This window comes from Rivularia sp. UHCC 0363 (genome assembly GCF_034931125.1).
In the GTDB taxonomy this organism is placed as follows: Bacteria; Cyanobacteriota; Cyanobacteriia; order Cyanobacteriales; family Nostocaceae; genus Rivularia.
Window position 1 is genome coordinate 63389 of the sequence record NZ_JAYGHM010000011.1, and the last position, 25487, is coordinate 88875.

The window sequence follows — 25487 nt, forward strand, 5'->3', positions numbered from 1 at the left end:
AGATTAAATGCAACCAATAGCAGTTAAAAATCGTTATTCTAATAGCACAAGCATTATTTTTGGTAATGGCAATGATACAGGTAAAAAAACCAAAAACCCCCAGATTTGCTCAATTAATTGAGTGGGTTTTCAATCCCTTGCAATTAATGGAAAAATCAGCGAAAACTTATGGAGACACTTTTAAATTATTTTTGACTGGGAATTATCCGATGGTATTTGTCAGCCATCCCCAAGCTATCAAGGAAATTTTCAACGCTAACCCGGATAAATTTGATATCGGTAGGGGGAACGAGTTAGTTGCATCGTTACTAGGCGAACAATCCTTAATTTTACTCGATGGCGCACCACATCAACGCCAGCGAAAGTTATTAACGCCGCCGTTTCATGGAGATAGAATGAAATCTTACGGCGAGTTAATTTGTGAAATGACCGAAAAAGTTATTAGTAATTGGAAAATTGGCGAAGCTTTCGATGTTCGTACTTCCATGCAAGAAATTTCCCTCAGCGTTATTTTACAAGCAGTATTCGGACTTAATGAAGGGGAACGTTACGATGAAATTAAACAGTTAATCGCTTCAATATTAGATATATCCGGTTCACCTTTGCGGGCTATGCTGGTATTTGTGCCTTTTTTACAAAAAGATTTAGGTGCTTGGAGTCCCTGGGGTAGCTTTCTGCGCCAGCGAAAACGGCTTGATGATTTGTTATATGCCGAAATACAGGAACGCAGAGATAATCCCGATGCATCCCGCGAAGATATTTTATCCTTAATGATGGCTGCACGGGACGAACAAGGGCAACCCATGACAGACCAAGAAATGCGCGACGAATTGATGACATTATTAGTCGCGGGACACGAAACCACCGCCTCATCGTTGACTTGGGCGTTTTACTGGATTCATCATCATCCGGAAGTACGGGAAAAACTATTAGCGGAATTAGATACGGTTAGCGATCGCGATTTAACTTCAATTGCCAAATTACCTTACTTAAACGCAGTTTGCGCCGAAACATTACGCATATATCCCATCGCCTTAATTGCTTTCCCGCGCATTACCAAAGCAGCGATCGAGATAATGGATTGCGAATATCCCGCAGAAACATGGTTAATGCCATGTATTTATTTAACCCATCATCGCCAGGATTTGTATCCAGAGCCGAAGCAATTTAAACCAGAAAGATTTATTGACAAACAGTATTCACCGTATGAATATTTGCCCTTTGGTGGCGGAAATCGCCGCTGTATCGGTATGGCGTTTGCTTTGTTTGAAATGAAACTCGTGTTAACAAAGGTTTTGCAAAACCTGGATTTGAGTATAGTTAATAACCATGAAGTTAAACCAACCCGTCGCGGCGGTACCTTAGCGCCTTCTGGGGGTAAGTGGTTGGTGGTGAAAGGGAAAAGGGATGTGAAGGTGAAGGTAGGGGTTTGAGTTGTGGGGATGCGGGCAAGGGATGCCCGTATCACAAGAGAGATGTGGGTGATGGAATCGCCTGCCTAAATCGCCCGCACCCTCGAAGGGTGGGGCTAAAGGAACGAAGCCTGCCTTTGCAGGCTGGGATTTATTCCTCGTTCCTTGTCTCCGGCAAGGAATGCAGATACTGAAGGCTCTGCCTTCGGTTTAATGTAGTAACAGTATCTTTAATGTTCATACTAGGAAAAAATTAAAAAGCGTTGTAAGGATAAAGTAATCAAGATAGACTTTTTCCTCGTTCCTTGTCTCCGGCAAGGAATGCAGTTATTGAAGGCTCTGCCTTCGGTTGAATATAGTTACAATATCTTTAATTTTTCTAATATTTCTATCTCACAAAGCTTAACCTTGTATAATTACTGACTAATATTCAAAGTTATTACATGGAAATGCTTACAGAAATAATTGCTGCTAAGTTGTTAGAATTTGGTACCGAGAAAGTTTGTGAAAAAGTACTTTCTGGTACAGGTAGTAAATTAAATCATACCGATTTAGAAAAAGCTCTAAAAATCTCAGTAAAGACAGCTTGCGAACAAGAGGATGGGTTATTCTATCGCTGTCAAACCGATGGTTTTAAAGGAACTGCAAAATTTTTAAATAAGTTTTTTACAGAAAAAGCAATTGAAGAATTACAAAAACCTTTGATAAACGAAGGTTTACCTGATATAGAATTTTTAACTAAAGCTTTTACACAAGAAGCTAGAAATCATTCTGAGATGCAGAAGATTAACGAATCTTGTGTCAAGTCTTGGATGGAAATATTTGTAAGTACTTATTTTGAAAATACGAATACATATACAAGATTTCAAGTTGCCAAAGAAAACTATTTAAAACAGTTAGCAAACTGGTTTGATGATGTAAAATTTGCTGGTATCGCGGTACCTGGGCAAGAAATAGAGAAGTCCGAAAAGCTGGCACAAATTTTTGTGATGCCAGATGTAGAGGAAGATCTAAAGAGAAAAGATTATCCCATTATTATTGATGAAATTACAGATATTGGCATAGGGAAACGTCAGCAAGAATTATTTTTAGAACAGCGTCAACGCGCTTTAATTAGTCGTTCCGGTAATAAATTTATCGCTGAGAAACTTTTAACTCAAAGTGATTATAAAAAGTTTGTGTTGTTGGGTGCGCCTGGTTCTGGAAAAACTACTTTGTTGAGCTATTTTGCTGTCATGCTAGCTCAAGATCAAGTTGAAAAATTAGGTTTAAATCCAAATGTAGATTATCTGCCAATATTAATTAGAATGCGAGATTTATCGAGACTCGGTGAAATTAGCATTCTCGATTATGCCAAGCAATTTGCTGAAAATTCCATGTCCGTAAAAAACTTACCTGAAGGCTTCTTTGAGTATTGGTTAGAAGACGGAAGAGCATTAATTTTGCTTGATGGCTTAGATGAAGTTGCAGAAGAAAGTAAGCGTTACAAAGTAGTACAAAGAATTGAAAACTTCCTCGGACAATTTCAGCGCAATATAGCAATTATTACATCACGTCCGGCAGGTTACAAGCGCGACTTTTTTCGTACCGAAGAATTCCCGCACTACGAACTTTTAGCGTTTGACGATGAAAAAGTAGAAGAATTTGTTAACCGTTGGTACGATAGCCGTTTTCAAGATAAAGCCGAAGCAGAAAGACGTAAGGAAGGTTTGCGAAAAGCATTAAATAATAATCAACGCATCAAACTATTAGCGCGAAATCCTTTATTATTAACCATCATCGCTTTAATTCATCGCTATCAAGCTGTATTACCCAAGGAGAGACACAAACTTTATGACAAAGCAGTAGAAACCTTAATAACTTCCTGGGATGCAAACAAAGAACTTAGCAATCATGAGAATTTGCAATATCTGGAATTAGATGATTTGCGACGGTTGATGGAAACTCTCGCTTACTGGATTCATACTCAAGGAAATACGGGAGATAACGAAGGTGGAACATTAATAGACTGCGATGAATTGCTGGATCAATTAAAGCGGGAAATTAAATTAGTTAAAGGAATTGAACTTTATAAAGCCGAGGAAGAAGCGAAACGTTTTATAGATTTAATTAAAGAGCGCACGGGTTTACTCAACGAGCAAGGGCATAACTGTTATGCTTTTGTTCATAAAACCTTTCAAGAATATCTTTGTGCCGAGCAAATTAACTATCAAGCAGATAATGAAGGTGATTTTGAGATAATTTTAGATTATATTTGCGAACATCTTCACAAGCAGCACTGGCGAGAAGTTTTGTTATTATTAGTGTCTCAGCAAAAGCCAAAGAAAGCAGCGAGGGCTATTAGGAAGATTTTGAATAATGGCAGCAAGTACGAACAATGGTTACATCGGGATTTGTTTTTTGCTGCCGATTGTTTAGCTGAAGATGTTAAGGGATTAAGTATAGCTGATGAGAAGTTAGGGGAAGAAATTTTGCGGGGTTTGGTTGATTTGGAGGTGAGTGAAGAAGAAAAAATTGGCAGTAAAATTAGAACCCAATTATTTAAAATATTTTGTTCTTTTAATGAAACTGCTTTTGAAGAAAAAGCATTAGAATTACTCAAAGCAGAAGCTGATAAAATTGATCGAGTTAGGTTGCAAAATTATCGCGCAGAATTAGGAGAGAAGGAAGAAGCGATCGCTATTTTTATTAAACTTCTTACTGATGATAATAATTACATGCGTTTGAAGGCTGCTAGAGTTTTAATTAAATTGGGTAAAGATTCGGGTTTGGTTGTTAACGCCCTTATCGAACTCCTTGCTAATGTAGATAGCTTAGTGCGTAGTAGTGCTGCTGAAGTTTTAGGGGAGTTGAGTAAAGATTCGGATTTGGTTGTTAACGCCCTTATTAAACTCCTTGCTAATGCTAATAAAGATAGCTTCGTGCGTAGTGGTGCTACTGAAGCTTTAGGGGAGTTGGGTAATGATTCCGATACGGTTGTTAACACCCTTGTCAAACTTCTTGATAATGACAGTAGCTATGTGCGTTCGATTGCTGCTCAAGCTTTAGGGAAATTGGGTAAAGATTCGGATTTGGTTGTTAACTCCCTTATCAAACTCCTTGATGATGAACATAGCAATGTGCGTAGTAGGGCTGCTGAAGCTTTAGGGAAATTAGGTAAAGATTCGGATTTGGTTGTTAACTCCCTTGTCAAACTCATTAATGATGAGCGTAGCTTAGTGCGTTCGATTGCTGCTCAAGCTTTAGGGAAGTTGGGTAAAGATTCGGATTTGGTTGTTAACTCCCTTATCAAACTCCTTGATGATGAACATAGCGTGCGTTTGAGTGCTGCTGAAGCTTTAGGGAAGTTGGGTAAAGATTCGGATTTGGTTGTTAACTCCGTTATCGAACTCCTTGATGATGAACATAGCGTGCGTTTGAGTGCTGCTGAAGTTTTAGTGATGTTGGGTAAGGATTCGGATTTGGTTGTTAACTCCGTTATCAAAGTGCTTGATGATAATGATCTGTATGGCTTCTGGCGTAGTATTGCTGCTCAAGCTTTAGGTAGGTTAGGTAAGAAATCTCATAAAGTTACACCTTTAATTGAAGAATGGTTGATACAAAATCAAGATGCTGAAAATATTGGTGATGCTATTGATGTGCTGTGGGATATGGTAGCTGCTGAGTAGTAATTTGCGATTTTCAGCATTTCTTGAAAATATTGTAGTGCGAGCATCTTGCTCGCTAGTATTATACAAATTAAGTACGTAACAGCTTATTACAAATATTCTTCGGCTATTTCCAAATCACGTTGCGCTCTTTGAATAGCTCTTTCTTTCAACTGCTCTTTGAGATTAGTTGAAGCTTTTCGCTCAATCTTTTGCTCAATATAATACTGTACGGCTTTATTGATGAAATGATTGCGATCGCAACCTATCTCCCCCGATAATTCGCCATCTTGAATCAGCCTATCAATCATCCGAATCGTCTCTTCAGGCAAACTAATATTTAACCTACGAAACATAATCTTCTACTTCAACTTTACTATTTAATAAACGGAAATTAATTGTTTGGACAACCCCAACTGCTGGGAGAACTCCGCACTGCTACGTCTCTACATCAATTATTTATCTATAACCAGCCCACGCAGGTGGGCTTCGTTCCTGTAGCCCCACCCTTCGAGGGTGAGGGCTTCTACGATGTTGAATATTACTCCAACTTCACCCCCCTTATCGCCAAATCCAACAATTCCATTGGATGCATCACTTTCATCTCCTTACCCTGCTTCTCTAAATGCTTGCTAATCTGCAAACTACATCCAGGATTCGGCGAAGCAATCAACTCTGCACCCGTATTTACTAAATTCCTGGCTTTTTGTTGTCCCAACTCTTCCGCAACTTCCGGTTGCAGCATATTGTAAACCCCGGCGCTACCGCAACACAAAGCTGCATCCAAAGGTTCGCGTAAGTTGATGTTGGGAATCTGCTTTAACAATTGACGCGGTTGGACGCTGATTTTTTGCCCGTGCAATAAATGACACGCATCTTGATAAACCATTGTCAGCGGTTCTTCCGTCAAAGGCGATAATTTGGCGGTTAAACCTACATTTGCTAAAAATTCTTGAGAATCTTTGACTTTATTGGCAAATTCCTTTGCTTTATCCTTATATTCCGGGTCATTCTCCAACATATGACCGTATTCCTTCAAAGTGTGACCGCAACCCGCAGCATTAATAATCACATACTCTACATCCATCTCTGCAAAACTATCAATCATCTGCTTTGCTAAAGTATGCGCTTGTGCAGTTTGTCCTTGATGTTCGGGAAGTGCAGCACAGCAGCCTTGTGATTTAGGAATTACCACTTCGCAACCATTTGCGGTTAACACTCGCACCGTGGCTTCATTCACGGGTGAGAAAAATAACCGCTGTACGCATCCCAATATTACTCCTACGCGGTAACGTTTTTCTCCCTGGGCTGGAATTACGGTAGGATAATTGTCTTGAAAAGATTTACCAGTAACTTCTGGGAGAATGGATTCCATCGCTGCTAAACGGGGAGATATCTTTTCAAGTAAGCCAGTAGCACGAATTAATTTTGGTAATCCCAACTTCTGATAAATAAATAGTGGCACTAATAAAAAGCGCAATCTTTGGGGATAAGGGAACAGCGAAAAAATTAATTGTCGAAATAATTTGTCTGGCAAACTGCGGGGATAATTACGAGCAACTTGGTGACGGGTGGCGCTAATTAGTTTATCGTATTCTACTCCAGATGGACAAGCAGTTACGCAAGCCAAACAGCCCAAACAACTATCAAAATGTTCGGTAGTCGCCGTATTTAAATCAATTTTACCTTCATTAATAGCGTCCATCAAATAGATTCTTCCCCGTGGAGAATCCATTTCTGTTCCAAGTACCCGATAACTCGGACAAGTAGAAAGACAAAAACCGCAATGAACACAGCTATCAATTAATTTTGGTTCCGGTGGATGATTTTCATCAAAACCTTGGATATTTTTTAAAGAAGCAATCTTTTCGTTATTTTCTGAAAGCATGATTAATCGGTAATGGGTAATGGGTAATTATTAACTCCTAACTCCGAACACAGATTAAATAGATGACACTGATTAATAACTCCGGTGCTACTAATTTCTTATTCCTAACTCATAACTTATAACTCCTAACTCTTAAATACCTCCCACAAATCTTCCGGGACTTAAAATATTTTCACGATCAAATTGTTTTTTAATTTCCTTCATTAATTCCAATGCATTACCGCTATATCCCCAAATGTCTAATTTTTGTTTAACTGCTAATGGTGCTGATAATATCGTTAGGAAACCGCTGTTTTGTTCGCACAATTTCCGTATTTCTAATACTTGATTTGCTTCTTCTAAACGCAATATTCCTAAACCGCTAGCGATGTGAATTAAACCTAAATTGGTTCGATTTAAAACTTCTACCCCAACGTTTGGTAATACTCCTATTTTGCAGGTAATTACCGATTCTGATTCAGGTAAATGTATTTGTTCTGGTAATAATAGCCATAAGCTTTGTTCTTCCGTATCGGAATACACTGCACCTGTTAATCCTAGCTTTTCTCCTATTTGTAAAACTTGGTTTAACTGTTCTTTAACGCTTTCGGGGATACTTTGGAAACAAGCAATTAGTCCCAATCCTTTACCCAACCCCATATTTGATACTAGTTGAGAGGAAAGTAAATCGGCTTGGATGGGGGTTAAAGCAGAACCACGAATTATATCGGCTGCTTGGGATATGGCTTCTTTGCTACCTGTTAATACCGCTGTTCCGGAAGCTGACTGCATGGGATACAGCCGAAATGTTGCTTCAGTGATAACACTTAGCGTACCGTAAGAGCCGGTAAATAATTTCATTAAGTCGTAACCGGCAACATTTTTAACTACTCTTCCTCCAGCTTTAGCAATTTGACCATCGGCACGAATGAAAGTAACACCTAACAACTGGTCTCGCACGCTACCATAACGCTGTCGTAGAGAACCAGTATCGGCAGTAGCTATAATACCTCCGATGGTTGCTAATTCTGGTGAGGTGGGATCGAGGGCAAGAATTTGGTTATGCTTTGTTAAAAGTGCTTTGATATCCGCAAATTTAGCTCCTGCTTCTACGGTAAGAGTCAAATCACCTACAGCATGATTGACAATTTTATTGAGGTGTTGTGTACTAACTACGATATCAACTTCCGTTAAACCACCCCATTTAAGTTTACTACCGTTACCCATCGGTAAAACTCGCCACTTGTTGCGGTAAGCTGCGGAAATAACTTCAGCAAGTTGCGGTAAGCTGTGGGGATAAACGATGCAATTGGGGGGATTCCCTGGTGATATAGCCTTTGCTAGGTGTTTGTTGTCCGAATCATAAATTAGATTTTCTTCTCCAACGATAGATGTGAGAGTAGAATGGTAGACGTTCAGCGTACCCTGTTCGCTAGACATCGGTTTAATTACCGTATTTTTTTATTACTTATTACTAATTTACTGTTTTATACAGCTTTCATGGCAAATAATATTTTTTTGCTGTGAATAATGCGTAATTAAGAAGTGATTTCCTGTGTGTTTGTATCTACTTTATCCAAATTATATAATACCGAGCTTACTTAGGGTTGTAATAAGTATTAACCACGATGCAATAGCCTCTTTTTTAACTTAAGCTAGCAGTTGAAGAGAATATATTTACCTTTCATCGCATCTGTCAGCAGTTATTTATTTAATTTATCGGGGTAGCAATGCTAATAATCATTCAGAATAATTTTTTAAAATTCAACTTCGTTCGGCTATCCTACTTTTATGGCTGTTTCCAGTTAGTATACCAAAAAAGAGGAATGAATCCCTCAAAGATCTGTTGTGGAAAGATTGTTAGGCTTTAGGACTAATATTATTTAATATATAGCAATTTGTTATAGTCACGCAAATTTCCAACAATAAAATGGATTAAGTGTTATTGCTGTATAAATCTTATTTATGTAGTTTTTCCGTAAAGAATAGGTTAATTCAAAAAAATATCTCTAATAATATTTAATATATAAAAATATTTGCTACAGCACTAATGTAGCTTTAATAAATTGTCGCTATGTTCTTAGTCGCTGATGCTATTCAAGAGTTTAATCTTGTGGTTTCTCCTGAAACTCGTTTGATAGAAATTATTAATTTAATAGAAAAATTTAAAGAACAACATACACTACCTCAAGAATTATTTGTTGTAGAAAACTTGCAATTATTGGGTATGTTTACGCTTTTGGATTTAGTTTCCTTGATTACTTCTAAAGTAAATTTAGAAAAAGTTCAGGTTACGGAAGTAATGAAGCCTGCAATTACTTTAGAACCTAATTATGATTATCAGCAAGCACTATCTATAATGCGCGATCGCAATATTAAAGCTTTGCCAATTATAAATAGTACAGGACAATTAATAGAAATAGTTACTTCAGAAATCATTGCTACAAAATTACAAGTAGAGCTTTTCAACACTAAAAAACAATACGATTCTTTGAAAATCGAGTTTGATAATTTAGCAAGTAAGAATAAACTATTACAGCGTAAAATATGCGATCATCTAGCAACCGAAGCACAACTTTTACAAACAACTAACGAGTTACAGGAGTTATTTCAAGCTTTTCCCGATATCTACTTTCGCTTGAAAAGTGACGGTACTATCCTCAGTTGTCATACTAATTATTTATCCGATTTGTATTTACCAGTAGAGAAGTTTTTAGGTAAACAATTAGAAGCAGTTGTACCACCACCAATTGCTTGTCAATTCCGAGAAGCTGTCTCCCAGGTATTAGAAACTAATTCCTTAATTGCTATTGAATATTCTTTATCAGTACCATCAGGAGATAAAAGTTTTGAAGCACGACTACAAGGTACAATCGGACATCATGTTATAGCTATTGTTCGCGATATAACCGAACGTAAACAAGCTGAAATAGAGTTGAACAATGCTAAAGGTATGCTGGAAGTACGAGTTGAAGAACGTACTTATGAATTAAAAAATACGAACTTGCGCTTACAACAAGAAATTATTGAACGTCAGCGTATCGAAGAAGAATTTCGTTTTCGAGTAGCATTTGAAAAACTAATTACTACAATATCGACTCATTTTATTAATCTTGCTGCTGATGAGATTGACAATGGTATAAGTCAAGCATTACAAACTATAGGTCAATTTATTGATGTTGACCGTAGCTATGTGTTTTTACTAACAGAAGATTTAGAGACAATAAATAATACTCACGAATGGTGTGCAGATAATATTCCATCCCGTATTGATGAGTTAAAAGATATTTACGTTGAAGATTTGACTTTGTTTATGGAAAAGCTTTGCTACGGTGAAATATTGCAGTTGAACGATATACAAGATTTACCGTTACAAGGAGCAGTCAAAATACAAATTTTGCAAAAAGATATTAAATCTCTAATTATTTTACCAATTACCTGTAGCGGTAATTTGATCGGTTTCTTAGGTTTTGAATCTTTCCGCACAATTATATGGACAGAATACAGTATTGTCTTACTAAAAATAGTCGCAGAAATGTTAGGAAATGTTTTAGGACGTAAACAGGTAGAGCAAGCTTTAAGAGTAAGTGAAGAGAGATATGCACGAGCGATAAGTGCAGGAAAAGTAGGAGTTTGGGAGTGGAATATTCAAACTAACGAAGTTTATATTGATTCTAACTTGAAAGCGATGCTTGGCTATAAAGATGAAGAAATTACCAATCAATTTAGTAACTGGTTGAAATTTGTACATTCTGATGATATAGCTTCAGTAAAAGCTGAAATTAACGCTTATTTAGAAGAGTTAATTCCTAAATACGAAATTGAACATCGAATGTTGCACAAAAACGGAGATAGTTTAGGCTTCTTAACTCGCGGTACAGTAGTTCGGGATAAAAGCGGGATACCAACTTTTATGGCTGGTTCAAGTACCGATATTACTGCTCGCAAACAGGTAGAAAATAAACTCAAAGCTTCTTTAAAAGAAAAAGAAATACTGCTTAAAGAAATTCATCACCGGGTAAAAAATAATTTGCAGATAATTTCTAGCTTGCTGCGGTTACAATCTGGATATATCAAGGATAAACGAGCCTTAGAAATTTTTCAAGATAGTCAAATTCGTGTCCGAGCGATGGCTTTAATTCATGAAAATTTGTATCAAACTAACGACTTATCTAAAATAGAATTTTCCGAGTACATTAGTAAGCTAAAGCGTAATTTAATTCGCTGTTATAACATTACTAATATTAATTTAAACACCAATATAGAAAAAATATTTTTGAACGTTGATACGGCTATTCCTTGTGCTTTAATTATCAATGAACTTATTTCTAATTCAATTAAACACGCTTTTAATGATAGTGATGAAGGGAACATATATGTGGAATTTATAATTTTGCAGCCAGGTAAATACTCATTATCAGTTAGTGACGATGGTGTAGGAGTACCAGAGAATATTGATTCATTAAAAAAACAATCTCTGGGTTTACAGTTAGTTTGGAATTTAGTCGAACAATTAGAAGGGACAATAGTATATAATTCCAAATTTGGTACTTCATTTAGGATTACATTTGCTGAAAATAATTAAGGTATAAGAGCATATTTAAATATTTTTTTAAGTTAATAACTGCTTCAATCCCCCATTAAAAAGGAGAATACAAATGAAAGAAAAAATCTTGGTTGTGGAAGATGAAAGAATTATTGCTTGCGATATCAAACATTGTTTAGAAAATTTTGGCTATATTGTCCCGGCAATTATCGCATATGGAGAACAAGCAATTGCCGAAGTAGAACAATTGCAGCCAGATTTGGTTTTGATGGATATGATGCTTAAAGGAGATATGAACGGTATTCAAGCTGCGGAACTAATTATAAATAGCTTTAATATTCCGGTGGTTTTCCTGACTGCTTACTCTAACGAAAGCACTCTCAAAAAAGCAAAAGAAACCCAACCGTTTGGTTATATACTCAAACCTTTTGAAGAAACTCAATTAATTACTACTATTGAAATAGCTTTAAATAAGCATCAACAAGAAACCGTAATTCGTGATGAATTACAAAAAGAAAAAGAAATGAGAAAACTTAAATCTCGCTTTGTATCAATGGTGAGTCACGAGTTTCGCAATCCATTAACCGCAATTTTAAATTCAACTGAATTACTCGCAAATCAAAGTCAGCAATTAACACAAAATAAAACAGACGAATATATTTATCATATCCAAAATTCAGTAAAACATCTTAATCAATTGTTAAATGATGTTTTATTAGTTGGTCAAGCAGAAGTTAATCAAACTCAGTTTAAACCCGCACCTTTAGATTTGGAAAAATTTTGCGAAGATTTAGTAGCAGAGTTCAAATTGATAGCAACCGAAAAACATCAAATTATTTTTAAAGTTCAAGGATGCTGTATTCAGCGAGAAGAAAATATTGAACTATCGAAACTACCTTGCTTGGATGAAAAATTACTCCGACATATTTTGACTAATCTGTTATCAAATGCAATTAAATATTCACCGCAAGGTGGAGAAATACGCTTTGATTTATTTTGCTTACAGGGAGAGGCTATTTTCCGCATTCAAGATCGAGGTATTGGAATTCCACAAATAGAACAAGAAAACTTATTTACTTCTTTTCAAAGAGGTAGCAATGTAGGTAAAATACCCGGACATGGTTTAGGATTATCAATTGTTGAACAATATGTAGAATTGCATCAAGGAGAAATCAGCTTGATTAGCAAAGAAGGAGTTGGAACTACTGTGATTGTAACTTTACCGCTGAAGTGAGGGGAGATTGGGGGATGGGGAGATTGGGGGATGGGGAGATTGGGGGATGGGGAGATTGGGGGATGGGGAGATGGGGAGATTGGGGGATGGGGAGATTGGGAGACAAGGGGACAAGGAGAATAACCTTTAACCTTTGACCTTTGACCTTAATTACTCCTAATTCCTCACTATTTATTCCCCCATGCCCATCATACATTAAACATTAACGGGTTTCTTCTCATTTTCTGATGAATAATAATCTCCTTGACTATTAATTTCAACTGGTTCTGGTAAATCTTTTCCTGTAATCAATCTTGCTCCACGATTGCGAGTAAAATAATTCCAAACCCACTGAATCATAACTACAAGTTTGTTATCAAATTCAACTAAATAATAAATGTGAACTAATAACCAAAATAGCCAAGCTAGGAAACCTGTAAGTTTCATGAAACCTAAATCGACAACCGCAGAATGTTGTCCAATTACGGCTAGACTACCTTTATCAACATAATTAAATGGGGGTATTGTATTGCCTTTTATCTGCTGTTTTATAGATTTTGCAACATATTCACCTTCTTGCATTGCAACAGGTGCAACACCGGGTAATGGTTTACCTGTTTGATGGGCAAAATGTGCTAAATCACCAATTACATATATATTCGGATATCCCTTCAAGCTTAAATCTGGTTCGACAATTACTCTTCCCGCGCGATCGCACTCTGTACCAGTTTTTTCTGCGATTACTTTACCTAAAGGTGAAGCTTTTACACCTGCTGCCCATAATACTGTTTTAGCTGCAAACTGCTTGATTTCGTCACCTTGCTTAACGGTAACTATATCTCCTTCGATACCCGTTACTAAAGTTTTGGTGACTATAGTAACACCCAATTTCTGCAACGATTCTTGAGCTTTAACGGATAATTCTGGTGCAAACGGTGGTAAAACTCGATCTAAACCTTCCAAAAGCAGCACCTGAGTTTCCGAGGTGTCGATATTGCGAAAGTCTTCCTTAAGAATACTGTAAGCTAATTCGGCGATCGCGCCAGCTAATTCGACTCCAGTGGGACCACCACCAACTACTACGAAGGTTAGTAAAGCACGACGCTTCTCTTCGTTTATCTCTTGTTCTGCTGCTTCAAATGCCGTAAATATGCGACGACGCATTTCAATCGCATCTTCCACGGTTTTTAAACCTGGTGCAAATTCTTCCCACTCATCTTTACCAAAATAGGAATGTTTGGCACCTGTGGCAATAATCAAACTATCATAGGGGATTTTTTCACCCCTCACAATCACATTTTGTTGACCTGCATCTATATCCGTAACTTCTCCCAACAGTACCTTCGTGTTTTTACTCTTTTTGAGTACCGAACGCAATGGTGATGAAATATCAGCCGGTGATAAAGTACCAGTAGCCACTTGATATAAAAGTGGTTGAAATAAGTGAAAATTTCTTTTGTCGATTAAAGTTACATTTATATCTTTGTTATTTAATGCTTTTGCGGTATAAAGTCCCCCAAAACCCCCACCAATAATTACTACCTTATGTGGTGGTTTGCTCGCAGCTTTACTTTCCATAATATTTGTTTACTCCCGTTGAAGTTCCTTTCACCATTCTTAACAAATTTTTACCATTTTTAACAGAGGGATCTGTTTGTTTTTTACATCCTATTTTGAGGAAAAGTATTTTATACTACGTTATTAAAGTATGAAATTGCACTTTTGAAGATTTTTGGCTCAAAATAATGCTCTTGGAATAGCTGGGGAGAATCGAATTTAAGTATTATGTTTCATTCTACCGGGGGTTTTATTTCATCGGTAAGCAGCGCCAATCTTGCAACAATAAAATGTAATAATTGCTACTTTATATGCTAGTTGCGATCGCGCAATTGTGAGAATTTATATATTCTTTCCCCATTCCCCATTCCCTATTTCTTAAAAAATGGATCGAGATTTAGTTATTTTTGTAATTAGCGTTTCTTTGTTAATTTTGTATCTTGTCTTCTCAGGACTCACAGAAATGGGTACTAAATTACCTTGGAAAAAATAACTATAGGACTACTGTTTTAATTTTATGAATGTAGTCTAGGCTTTGCAATTGAAAGACTCAGGATATTACCGATTACCCATTCCCGATTCCCCATTCCCTACTTCCCATTGTTTCTAGAACCGCGAATTATAAGACGTTCACCTTGAATATTTATGCTTTCAAATTTAATTGGTAACTTGTTAAGTTCTTGAGAAAGAAGTTGATTGAAACTGTCTTGAGATAGACCGAGATTTTGCGAAACTTCAGCGATGGGAAAGCTAAAATTACCTAAAGAAACCTGAGTTGCGTCGTCAAAGCTAACAACGCGATCGCGAATGCTGGGTTTTCCTTCAATTCCGATATAAAGACGTTTTTCTTTACCCGGTAAGTTTTGTAGCAGTTGAATAACTTTTGTTTTCTGTGCAGATAATTCTTGTGTGGGGATAGATGAAGTTTCAATCACAGCACTTACAGATATTTTACCGTTTTTAATTTGAGTATTTGTACCTTTGATTGCGCTTACATATTGACTATTATTATTCTTTTTAGTCAGAGAAGTAGCAATTAACGAATTAATTTCATCTGCATCAAGCTGTACCTCTCCTGTTGTGTTTGCTGTCAAACCATTTGAAATTTTACGCAATACATCTTCGGTTTGTGGAAGATTCTTGGTTTGTTCTTTTGCAGAAATTACGTTTTGATTTGGAGATGAATTAGTATACCAAGTAGGCAATTGTATTACTTGTTGCCAAGCAAAAAATGCAGCAATCCCAGTACTACCTAAAATCAAGCTAAATATTAGCAGAAGTCGCTTATACATAATTATAAAGGATAAATGAAGGATAAAATCTTAACTATATCTACAATGTCCAGCACGCATTTTTGTAAAAATAAGTTCTTCAGCACGAAGGTAAGCTAAAGTTTCGACAAAAAGCTGTGGAATTCTGACTATGCAAGAATTATTTTACTTTATAACTAAGATTATTTACGGTGTCGTATATACCTACTCCCTACTTCCTACTCCCTACTCCCTCTTGTACGACTATTTAATTAACATGAATTTGTAAGAACCTCAAAATACAGCAACAAAAAACCCCAGTCAGGGGACTGAGGTTAATTCGAGCGACTATATTAATTGTTTTAGTCATTATCCCGAAAATCAGCTTCTAACGATTGTAACGATTTTTCAAACCCCATACGCTGTTCGACGTTACGTAATAGATAACCGTTAAGCATCGCTGAAGCTAAAAGTTTTCCTAAATTTTCCCGATTAGTTGCGATCGATACATTAAAATCTTCGGAAGGTAAACCACCTAACATACTAGAAATAGTGCGCTCAATTGCTTCCAAAACTTCTGAAGAACCAGGTCTAGAGAGTTGAGTCACCATTTCCGGACTCAAACCTTTAATGTACTGCAAAAAGGAATTACCACCTTTGGTTTGATTTTCAAAAAATTCTGGGTTATTACGCTGATCTATATTGTTCATGATAATTTGAGTGTGATATTACTTCGACTTACATAAACAAATGTAACAGGTTTTGAATGGGAATGCAGTCTGTTAAACCGTACTTAAAATGGGGGTTTCTTCGACTGTCTGGCAAAATTACCGGGGGATGGGGAGATGGGGAGATGGGGAGATGGGGGGATGGGGAGATGGGGAGATGGGGAGATGGGGGGAAGATAATTCTTATTAACTCCTAATTCCTAATTCCTAATTCCTAACTCCTAATTCCTAATTCCTAATTCCTAATTCCTAACTTTTTAGTTTTTTAGTTTTTTCTGCAATACTTCTAAAAGTTTATCTACATTTTCTTGACGGCTATTGTAACCCATTAGTCCGATACGCCAAACTTTGCCGCCTAATTCGCCAAGTCCACCACCAATCTCGACGTTTTCTTCTAATAGTAATTCCTTTGTAACTGCTTTACCGTCAATGCCTTCAGGAATTCTCACTGTTGTTAATGTTGGTAATCTATACTGTTTCTCAACGTGCAAGGTCATCCCTAAATCTTCCAATCCTTGCCACAAATATTCTGCATTCTTTTGATGTCTTTGCCAACTATTTTCTACTCCTTCTTCTGCAATTAAACGCAGGGATTCCCGTAAAGCATAATATAAGTTAATCGGGGCTGTATGATGATATGTGCGTTCTTTACCCCAATATTTGCTTAACAGGTTCATGTCCAAGTACCAGTTTGCGACTTTTGTTTGACGAGAATGCAATTTTTCCATTGCACGATCGCTCATCGTAAAGGGTGAAGCACCGGGAGGACAACCCAAACCTTTCTGACTACAGCTATAAGCTAAATCAATCCCCCATTCATCTAAGTACAAAGGGACTCCACCCATACTTGTGACTGAATCTACCAGCAGTAAACTACCATGTTGACGGCATAGTTCGCTGACTCCTTCTAACGGTTGACGTGCGCCGGTGGAAGTTTCGGCGTGAACTAACGCTACTATAGTTGGACGATGAGTTGCGATCGCGCTTTGCAGTTCATCTAAGGAAAATACTTGTCCCCAAGGTTTGTTAATGGTTCGCACGTCTGCACCGTAGCGTCCAGCCATGTCAACTAAACGTAGCCCGAAGTATCCGACGACACCAACTAATACTACATCTCCTGGTTCTACAGCATTGGCGATCGTGGCTTCCATTGCCGCGCTTCCCGTACCGCTAACGGCTATTGTGAGTTGGTTCTCCGTTTGCCATACATAGCGTAACAACGTTTGAATCTCATCCATCAGCGTTAAGAAAGCCGGGTCAAGATGCCCCACGGGAGGAGTATTCATTGCTTTGAGTACGTCAGGATGAGCGTTAGATGGGCCGGGTCCTAAAAGCAGGCGATTAGGTATATCTAAGGGGGATAGTTGTAATTTATTGGTATTTTTTGTAGATAGTGTTTGCGTCATGATGGTAGATACTGCTGGTTTGAGAACGAATTTATAGATATATATTTTAAGCTTACTCGTATCCCGGTGAAAGATTAACTATGTGAGGGAGTAGGGAAAGAAATTATATCGGTATTGCGTAATGGAAAATTGCTGACGCTCTAGAAGAGTAGGGTTATAATTGCGAAGCCTTGCGAATTGGTTCGAGATTGTAGGTCAGAGTAGTGTTACTGACTGCGGAAAGTTCCTATCTGTATGGCTTTTTAAATTATTTTTCCTCAAGTTCAAGACTTTCGGTAAGATTACCGTAATGGGAATTACAAATAGAATGTCGAATCGGCGTTTTAGCCGTTCGCATAATTGTTGAAAATCCCTGTCCGATAAATCTTCATTTAAAATCTAAAGTTGTCTCGACCTCTTCTTGGAACAAGAAAATCCACAATCCAAAATTGTAAATCTAAAATCTAAAAACGAATGACTGAATCAGGAAGCTACAAGGATACAGTAAATTTACCCAAAACTCAGTTTGATATGCGGGCAAATGCTACGAAGCGCGAACCCGAAATCCAACAGTTCTGGAATGATGAACAAGTTTACCAACGCCTTTCCCAAGAGAACAAGGGCGAATTATTTATCTTGCACGATGGACCACCTTACGCAAACGGTTCGCTACATATTGGTCACGCTTTAAATAAAATTCTTAAAGATATTATTAACCGATACAAGATTTTACAAGGTCGTAAAATTAGCTATGTACCAGGTTGGGACTGTCACGGTTTGCCGATTGAATTGAAGGTGTTGCAAACCATGAAGTCCGCAGAAAGGCAGGATTTAACACCTTTAAAATTGCGACAAAAGGCAAAAGAGTTTGCTCTGGAAGCCGTCAACGAACAGCGGGAAAGCTTTAAGCGTTATGGTGTTTGGGGCGATTGGGAGCATCCTTATTTAACTTCTAACCCGGAATACGAAGCCGCACAAATTGCTGTTTTCGGCGATATGTTTTTGAAGGGTTACATCTATCGCGGTTTAAAACCCGTGCATTGGAGTCCCAGTTCTCAGACTGCTTTAGCGGAAGCTGAGTTGGAATATCCCGAAGGACATACTTCACCAAGTATCTACGCTGCTTTCCCGATGACGAATTTAGCGGATGCTGCAAAAGAGAAATTATCCGAGTTTTTACCGAGCTTAGGCGTAGCAATTTGGACAACTACACCTTGGACAATTCCCGGTAATTTAGCCGTAGCGGTGAATCCGGAGCTTAATTATGCGGTGGTGGAAGTTGAGTTAGAGCAAGTTAATTTTAAATATCTGATTGTCGCTGCGGATTTAGCAGAACGTCTTTCCGAAACCTTTGGCGCAAAACTAACTGTCAAAGCCACTTTTAAAGGCAAGGATTTAGAAAACTCTACTTACCGTCATCCGTTATTCGATCGCGAAAGTCCGGTAATTATCGGCGGTGATTACATCACAACTGAATCCGGTACGGGCTTGGTTCATACTGCCCCCGGTCATGGTCAAGAAGATTACATCGTGGGTCAGCGTTATAATTTACCGATTCTGGCTCCCGTGGATGGAAACGGTCAGTTTACTGAGGAAGCCGGGAAGTTTGCCGGATTAAAGGTTGTCGGTACAAATAACCAAATTAGTGAAGGCAATCAAGCAATAATTGATGCTTTGACAGAAGCCAAATCATTAATAAAACACGAACCCTACGCGCATAAATATCCTTACGATTGGAGAACTAAAAAACCAACGATTTTCCGCGCTACCGAGCAGTGGTTTGCTTCCGTGGAGAAATTCCGCGAAACAGCGCTCGAACAAATCAAATCCGTACAGTGGATTCCCGCACAAGGACAAAACCGGATTACTCCGATGGTTGCAGATCGAAGCGATTGGTGTATTTCTCGTCAGCGCAGTTGGGGTGTACCGATTCCGGTATTCTACGACGAGGAAAGCAATGAAGTGGTGTTGAATGAAGATATTATCAAGCACGTTCAAGCCATCATTGCGGAAAAAGGTTCTGACGCTTGGTGGGAATTGTCCGTAGAAGATTTGATGCCAGAGCAATACCGCAATGACGGTAAAAAATACCGTAAAGGTACGGATACAATGGACGTGTGGTTTGATTCCGGTTCTTCCTGGGCATCCGTAGTCGAGCAGCGTCCAGAATTGCGCTATCCCGCAGATATGTATTTAGAAGGTTCCGACCAGCACCGGGGTTGGTTCCAATCTAGTTTACTTACCAGCGTCGCAGTTAACGGTGTTGCACCTTATAAAATCGTGTTGACTCACGGTTACACTTTAGACGAGAAAGGTTATAAGCAAAGTAAGTCTTTAGGTAACGTAATTGACCCCAGAATTGTGATCGAAGGCGGAAAAAATCAAAAGCAAGACCCCGCTTATGGTGCCGATGTCTTGCGGTTGTGGGTGTCTTCGGTAGACTATACCAACGATGTTGGTATTGGTAAAAATACCTTGAAGCAAATCATGGATATCCGTAACAAGATTCGCAATACAGCGCGGTTCTTGCTGGGTAACTTACATGATTTTAATCCGCAAACAGATACAATGGCTTTCAGAGATTTAGCCGAAATTGACAAATATATGCTGCATCGGATGACAGAAGTATTTACCGAAGTTACCCAAGCTTACGAAACCTTCCAATTTTCGCGCTTCTTCCAAGCCGTACAGAATTTCTGCATCGTCGATTTATCCAACTTTTATTTAGATGCAGGTAAAGATAGGTTATATATCAGTAGTGTAGATGGCGATCGCCGTCGTAGCTGTCAAACTGTGATGCAGATCGCGCTGGAGAATTTAACGAAAGCGATCGCACCAGTATTGTCTCACATGGCAGAAGACATTTGGCAATTTTTACCCTACGAAACTTCCCACAAATCGGTATTTGAAGCTGGTTGGGTACAGTTGGAAGAGAAATGGAAAAATCCCGAATTAGTCAAATTATGGGAAAAAATTCGTCAAATTCGTAATGATGTGAATAAGGTATTGGAAGAAGCCAGAATCGACAAAATGATTGGTTCTTCTTTAGAAGCTAAAGTTTTACTTTATATTAAAGACGAAGAATTGCGAAATGCAGTCAAATCTTTGAACGACAGCAACAACGGAGCAGACGAACTTCGTTACTTATTCCTAACATCTCAAGGAGAGATATTAGATAATCCTGGAGTCGAATGTAAGCACAAATTGCAGACAGATAACTGGGAAATTGGAGTCGTAAAAGCAGACGGTGAAAAGTGCGATCGATGTTGGAATTACTCTACTAAAGTTGGGGAATTTAAAGAACATCCGCTGTTGTGTGAACGATGTGTTAGTGCGTTGAAGGGGGAATTTTAAAACAGTGTAGAGACGTTGCAATGCAACGTCTCCGTGTTTGGGTTTGTTAACAAATGTGTAGCAGAAGTCAAATGTCCTCTCAATTTTCTTTATTAACAACTAAGCAAAGTTGTAAGCATTCCCACCATATAATCAGTCAAATATTGGTCAATAACAACACCAGTAGTTTCCCACCATTGATCGTTTAGGTCTAAATTTCGCACCTGTTCTGTATCGACCGATCCTGTAATAGATAAATTATCTGGTAATGACACTAAGGTTTTAATTTTAGGCTTGATAGTGTTAGTTATGGGTAAAACAATAACCATCTTGCGCCGATGATTGAACTTAGTGTTGCTAATCACCAAGCAAGGTCTGGTTTTTCCTTGTTGCTCCCTACCTGAAGTTGGATTAAGGTTTATTCTGATAATTTCTCCTCTTTGAACGCTCAAATTAACTCTCTCTCCTGTGGTTCAGACTGAGGAAAGTCCTGTAAGTCTTCTGGATGTCTGTAATCTTCAGGAATACTATCTAAGATTTCATCCAAAGTTGGCAATGTTTTATCTTGCTCTATAATCAAGCGATCGCCTTCTAGACTTACCAAAATATTGGTGTTAACCTCCAGTTTGAGATCGTTGACTATCGAACTAGGGACGATTAACCCCAAACTATTCCCCCATTTTCTGATTTGACTTTTGATTTTCATAAATTAGACATTATATAATTAGACATAGTATAACAAATTAAGGGAGCTTTCCGGCTCCCATTGCAATTACCAATGCCCAATTCCCCATTCCCCATTCCCAATTACAATTTCTGCAACAATTCCTGAGTAAGTTGAGTAAAAGCTTTTGAACCTCCCGACTGAGGACTATTTAACACCACCGGCATAAAACTATCAACAGCCTTGGCAACATTTACATCAACGGGAATTTGGGTTTGACAGATTTTCTCCGCACCATAATCTTGATAAACGCGGTTAATTACTTGTTTGTAATATCTCCCGGTTAACATATTGCTATTAGACATTGTAAACACAATTCCCAACATTTTAATATCTATCTTCGCTTCATTCTCGTGACTTTCTTTTAACTGAGCAATCCGTCTTTCTAACAACTGAATACCTACAACAGACAAGGGTTCCGGCTTCGCGGGAAGAACATAATAATTACTAGTAGCTAAAGCACTGCGAGTTAAAAGATTGTAGCCGGGAGCGCAATCGAGAAGAATAAAATCATATTCATTTATAACTGGTTCTAATATCTTGCCCAGTAATACCCTTTCAAAACGATTCCAAATAGATTCAAAGTTGTTTTCACCTAAATTTACTGCTTGTTGATGCAGCATTTCCGATATTACAAATTCATCGTAAAGGTCGATATCTCCCGGTAGTAAATCAAGTCCAGAAAGCTGGTTAACGTCTTTTTGAATAACTTCTTCAATTGACAATTTTGTCCTATCCGATGATTTGACAATATCATCAATTAAATATCTTAAAGTCCGTCTTTTTTTTCGCAGCTTAGCAAACTCTATCGGTGACATCAAGCTGAGAGTAGCGCTGATTTGAGTATCCAAATCTAGCACCAAAACCCGCTTACCGTGATTTTTAGCCAAACAAGTCGCTAAATTGACCGTAAGAGTCGTTTTTCCCACACCACCCTTCATATTAGCCGTCGAAATTACATATCCCATTTTTTAAGTCCTCGGTTAACGCATTCCCAGTTAGTTAACGTGAATATCTCTATAAGAGTGAAAATTATAGCGAGATTTAAGATTTTTCAATGTTTTCTTATTTAAGGCAGTCAGATTATACCAGTGAGTTGATTATTGATAAACCCACTGGCTTGAAGAAAATTTATACTGAAGGTAACTTAATATTTTGTGCGAATAAACTTTGTAAGCGATGCAATTTAGAATTTACTTGGTATAGTAAATCACCTTTACCTAAAAGATAAGCAGCGGCATTTTCTTTACCTCCTAAAACAATTCTTGAATCAGCTTCGCTAGCGGTACGTAAAGCAACTCTTCCAGGTAAATTCGAGCGAATTAACGGTGTAACTACTGTAGCATCGGGACGTTGAGTAGCAATAATTAAGTGAATCCCAGCAGCACGCGCTTTTGCACCCAAACGTTTTATACTTTGTTCTAGGACTGTACGAGATTCCTTCTCAGACATAAAATCGGCATATTCATCAAAAATGCAGACAATGCGGGGTAAAGGTTTATCGGCACGTTGATTGTAAGCCGCTAAATCGGCACATCCAACCGTTTCAAAACGCTGATAGCGAGACTCCATCTCGTTTACCAAATCTTCCATCAGCGCGATCGCACTATCGCTATCTTTAACTACCGGAGAATACAGCCACGTCATTTTCTCAAATTCGGGAAAAGTGACTCGTTTGGGATCTACCAAAGCAATTTGCAGATGTTGCGGTGAATAACGAACTAGTAAACTTAGAAGTAGCGATCGCAAAAATTCGCTTTTACCGCTTCCGGTTGTACCACCGACTAAAAAGTGGCAGGTATTGGGATCTGATAAATCGGCTTCTACTAATTTTCCTTCTAAATCTACACCGATCGCAATTTTTATTGATGCTGTTTCGGGTAATTTTTGTGACTTTATATAATCATCAAACAAAGCTGCGTGTCTGTTAGGATTGGGTAGATCGACGCTGACATATCCAGATTGTGGCGCAATTAACGGCGGATTTTCCAATCCCATTTGTACCTGTAAATCTGGGGCTAATTTTAAAATAGAAATAACTTTCACACCCAATTGAGGCTTGATTTTTACTCGAATAAAACTAGGTGCTACAACAGTTCCAATAAAATCTACATTAATCCCAAAAGATTGTAAAGTAGTTACCAATTCCTCACCAATTGCATCAGCATTAAACAATACCTCTTGATTTCTTTCCTCTGTGTCCTCTGCGTCTCTGCGGTTTTTTGATCGATAATCTTCTTGTGCTTCCGTTTCTTCTTCAAGCCCCCCTTTTTTAAGGGGGGTTGGGGGGATCTCTACCCCATCACCGAAATAACTTTGACATTTCTGCTGCTGCGGACAAATTTCGCACAAATAAGGCTGACTTGTTGGTGGTACCTCCAGAGGTGGTTCCGAAATTAACCACTCTTGCATTTGCTGTAACTTGTAGGGAATCAACTGATGTATCGTGTTTTCCAACTGTTCCCAATCATAATAATACTCCTTGAACTCCGGTAACACGCAGTAAACCGCCGAATCTACAGGTACTTGCTGCTTTTGTTGCAGCATATAACTATAAAGAGAAACTTGGGCTAATTGCGCTGATGGATCGACGGGTTGATAGGTTTTGAACTCCACCACGCATAAACGTTTGCGATCGCAATTGTATACCAAACAGTCAAATTCTCCCCTAACTTGTTGTCGGGTTCCATTTGGTAAATCAAAATAATGTTCTAATTGACGTTCTTCTGAAATAAAAGTATTGCGAATTACACTTTCTGCACTGCAATAGCGTCTATTTACGAGCAATATTTGTGCAAAGCGTTTAATTACATCTCGCAAACCATGCCAAACTTGCAGCATTGGTTGAGCTTTACTGCTATCTTTTATAACAATTTGTTCCAGGTAAGGTGAAAATTTAGCTTTAAAAAAAATCTCCTGCATTTCGTCAGCAACAGTTTCAGTCTGTAACTGCGATGCTTCTGGTTTAAATAATTCCTGAAATCTCGGTTCAACAATTGCCAGATTAATAAATTCATCGGCTAGATCGTGGAAAATTTTACCGATTCCAGTTACAGTATCGCGGGGAAGAAATAATGTATTACCGCCGAATTTATCGCCGAGATAAAACAGACGCGGACATTCAAATGCAACTCTAACTTTAGTAACGGTTAAAGATGAACTATCGGTTTTTTTAGTAAATTTATTTGTATTAACTGGCATATTAAGAATATTATTTTCACCTTCGGAATTAAATTTTAATAAACTGCAATGCACCGCAGCTAGATAAACCGTATCCATCGCCGCATAATGTAATTGTTTTTGTGTAAGAGGTCGTTTTCCCCAATCGCTCGCTCCTCCGTCGGCATCTACATTAGTAAAGTTGCACAATTCTGTTGCTAAAGTTTTGAGCTTTAAATTAGATGTTTGTAATTTATAACGAGTAATTTTTCTAGCTATTTTCAGCGTGCAGGTAACATTTGGGGTTAACTTTCCTCCCAGATATTTTAAATCAAAACTGGCATTGTGAAATACCTTTTCTATCTGGGAGTTAACCATAATTTGGTTAATAAAATATGCTGCTAAATCTGGTTTATCCAACACATCGAGAATATAAGCCGATTCACCCGTTGAATCTTTCGGGTTAGCTAATACTTGAATAAGAGATAGCTTAGGATTAGAAGTCCAATAGTTAGCAACTTCTGTATCCAGCCATAGTATTTTAGATGAGCGAAATTGATTAATTTGGGTTTTTATTTGAGTAGCATCTGTAAGGTAGTGCATTTAGATAATATATTGATTAAGTATACGGGGATTTAAAATAAACGGCGGTTGAAACCGCTTCTA

16 protein-coding genes are annotated in these 25487 nt (G+C 38.0%); 5 read left to right on the top strand and 11 right to left on the bottom strand.

Annotated elements, in window-relative coordinates:
- Positions 1-71: 71 nt before the first annotated feature.
- Both VB797_RS08785 and VB797_RS08790 read left to right on the top strand, forming a co-directional pair.
- Complete coding sequence (locus VB797_RS08785) at positions 72-1433, top strand: cytochrome P450 (RefSeq protein ID WP_323237298.1); 1362 nt, start codon at positions 72-74, stop codon at positions 1431-1433.
- A gap of 422 nt (positions 1434-1855) precedes the next feature.
- Entirely contained in the window at positions 1856-5080 is a 3225-nt protein-coding gene (locus tag VB797_RS08790) for an NACHT domain-containing protein (RefSeq protein WP_323237299.1), read from the top strand.
- Positions 5081-5169: 89 nt separating this feature from the next.
- On the opposite strand, the gene VB797_RS08795 is transcribed toward VB797_RS08790, so the two are convergent.
- The 3 genes from VB797_RS08795 to VB797_RS08805 form a co-directional block, all read right to left on the bottom strand.
- A complete protein-coding gene (locus VB797_RS08795; protein ID WP_323237300.1) occupies positions 5170-5415 on the bottom strand; it encodes a hypothetical protein in 246 nt (81 codons plus the stop codon).
- A gap of 185 nt (positions 5416-5600) precedes the next feature.
- Positions 5601-6950, bottom strand: a complete 1350-nt coding sequence (locus VB797_RS08800; protein WP_323237347.1) for a (Fe-S)-binding protein — start codon at positions 6948-6950, stop codon at positions 5601-5603.
- A gap of 129 nt (positions 6951-7079) precedes the next feature.
- The gene (locus tag VB797_RS08805) at positions 7080-8366 is read right to left on the bottom strand and encodes an FAD-binding oxidoreductase (RefSeq protein ID WP_323237301.1); all 1287 of its coding nucleotides are present in this window, start codon (positions 8364-8366) and stop codon (positions 7080-7082) included.
- Positions 8367-9000: 634 nt separating this feature from the next.
- On the opposite strand from VB797_RS08805, the gene VB797_RS08810 reads away from it, so the two are divergent.
- Together VB797_RS08810 and VB797_RS08815 are read left to right on the top strand one after the other, a co-directional pair.
- Positions 9001-11511 carry a histidine kinase dimerization/phosphoacceptor domain -containing protein gene (locus VB797_RS08810; RefSeq protein ID WP_323237302.1) on the top strand — a complete coding sequence of 837 codons (2511 nt, stop codon included), beginning with the start codon at positions 9001-9003 and terminating at the stop codon, positions 11509-11511.
- A gap of 73 nt (positions 11512-11584) precedes the next feature.
- Positions 11585-12706, top strand: coding sequence for an ATP-binding protein (locus tag VB797_RS08815; RefSeq protein WP_323237303.1), 1122 nt, complete (start codon positions 11585-11587; stop codon positions 12704-12706).
- Between the two features lie 195 nt (positions 12707-12901).
- Here the strand turns inward: VB797_RS08815 and VB797_RS08820 are convergent, their stop codons facing one another.
- The 4 genes from VB797_RS08820 to VB797_RS08835 form a co-directional block, all read right to left on the bottom strand.
- Positions 12902-14263 carry an NAD(P)/FAD-dependent oxidoreductase gene (locus tag VB797_RS08820; RefSeq protein WP_323237304.1) on the bottom strand — a complete coding sequence of 454 codons (1362 nt, stop codon included), beginning with the start codon at positions 14261-14263 and terminating at the stop codon, positions 12902-12904.
- Between the two features lie 569 nt (positions 14264-14832).
- Complete coding sequence (locus tag VB797_RS08825; protein WP_323237305.1) at positions 14833-15534, bottom strand: hypothetical protein; 702 nt, start codon at positions 15532-15534, stop codon at positions 14833-14835.
- Between the two features lie 320 nt (positions 15535-15854).
- The gene (locus VB797_RS08830) at positions 15855-16202 is read right to left on the bottom strand and encodes a DUF760 domain-containing protein (RefSeq protein ID WP_323237306.1); all 348 of its coding nucleotides are present in this window, start codon (positions 16200-16202) and stop codon (positions 15855-15857) included.
- A gap of 275 nt (positions 16203-16477) precedes the next feature.
- On the bottom strand, positions 16478-17626 hold the full coding sequence (locus VB797_RS08835; RefSeq protein WP_323237307.1) for an alanine--glyoxylate aminotransferase family protein: 1149 nt from the start codon (positions 17624-17626) through the stop codon (positions 16478-16480).
- 453 nt (positions 17627-18079) lie between these two features.
- Here VB797_RS08835 and ileS point away from each other — a divergent pair, with 453 nt between their 5' ends.
- On the top strand, positions 18080-20959 hold the full coding sequence (gene ileS, locus VB797_RS08840; protein WP_323237308.1) for an isoleucine--tRNA ligase: 2880 nt from the start codon (positions 18080-18082) through the stop codon (positions 20957-20959).
- A gap of 92 nt (positions 20960-21051) precedes the next feature.
- Here the strand turns inward: ileS and VB797_RS08845 are convergent, their stop codons facing one another.
- From VB797_RS08845 to VB797_RS08860, 4 genes are all read right to left on the bottom strand, one after another.
- On the bottom strand, positions 21052-21390 hold the full coding sequence (locus tag VB797_RS08845) for a type II toxin-antitoxin system PemK/MazF family toxin (RefSeq protein ID WP_323237309.1): 339 nt from the start codon (positions 21388-21390) through the stop codon (positions 21052-21054).
- Positions 21387-21644: a hypothetical protein gene (locus VB797_RS08850; protein ID WP_323237310.1), complete on the bottom strand. Its 258-nt coding sequence runs from the start codon at positions 21642-21644 to the stop codon at positions 21387-21389. The genes VB797_RS08845 and VB797_RS08850 overlap by 4 nt, the downstream gene beginning before the upstream one ends.
- Positions 21645-21745: 101 nt before the next feature.
- Positions 21746-22630, bottom strand: coding sequence for a ParA family protein (locus VB797_RS08855; RefSeq protein WP_323237311.1), 885 nt, complete (start codon positions 22628-22630; stop codon positions 21746-21748).
- Between the two features lie 163 nt (positions 22631-22793).
- Positions 22794-25424, bottom strand: a complete 2631-nt coding sequence (locus VB797_RS08860; protein ID WP_323237312.1) for a DNA translocase FtsK — start codon at positions 25422-25424, stop codon at positions 22794-22796.
- Between the last annotated feature and the right edge of the window lie 63 nt (positions 25425-25487).

Coding starts and splice junctions, on each gene's coding strand:
- VB797_RS08785 (WP_323237298.1), top strand. CDS start 72: ATGATACAGGTAAAAAAACCAAAAACCCCCAGATTTGCTCAATTAATT.
- VB797_RS08790 (WP_323237299.1), top strand. CDS start 1,856: ATGGAAATGCTTACAGAAATAATTGCTGCTAAGTTGTTAGAATTTGGT.
- VB797_RS08795 (WP_323237300.1), bottom strand. CDS start 5,415: ATGTTTCGTAGGTTAAATATTAGTTTGCCTGAAGAGACGATTCGGATG.
- VB797_RS08805 (WP_323237301.1), bottom strand. CDS start 8,366: ATGTCTAGCGAACAGGGTACGCTGAACGTCTACCATTCTACTCTCACA.
- VB797_RS08810 (WP_323237302.1), top strand. CDS start 9,001: ATGTTCTTAGTCGCTGATGCTATTCAAGAGTTTAATCTTGTGGTTTCT.
- VB797_RS08815 (WP_323237303.1), top strand. CDS start 11,585: ATGAAAGAAAAAATCTTGGTTGTGGAAGATGAAAGAATTATTGCTTGC.
- VB797_RS08820 (WP_323237304.1), bottom strand. CDS start 14,263: ATGGAAAGTAAAGCTGCGAGCAAACCACCACATAAGGTAGTAATTATT.
- VB797_RS08825 (WP_323237305.1), bottom strand. CDS start 15,534: ATGTATAAGCGACTTCTGCTAATATTTAGCTTGATTTTAGGTAGTACT.
- VB797_RS08830 (WP_323237306.1), bottom strand. CDS start 16,202: ATGAACAATATAGATCAGCGTAATAACCCAGAATTTTTTGAAAATCAA.
- VB797_RS08835 (WP_323237307.1), bottom strand. CDS start 17,626: ATGACGCAAACACTATCTACAAAAAATACCAATAAATTACAACTATCC.
- ileS (WP_323237308.1), top strand. CDS start 18,080: ATGACTGAATCAGGAAGCTACAAGGATACAGTAAATTTACCCAAAACT.
- VB797_RS08850 (WP_323237310.1), bottom strand. CDS start 21,644: ATGAAAATCAAAAGTCAAATCAGAAAATGGGGGAATAGTTTGGGGTTA.
- VB797_RS08855 (WP_323237311.1), bottom strand. CDS start 22,630: ATGGGATATGTAATTTCGACGGCTAATATGAAGGGTGGTGTGGGAAAA.
- VB797_RS08860 (WP_323237312.1), bottom strand. CDS start 25,424: ATGCACTACCTTACAGATGCTACTCAAATAAAAACCCAAATTAATCAA.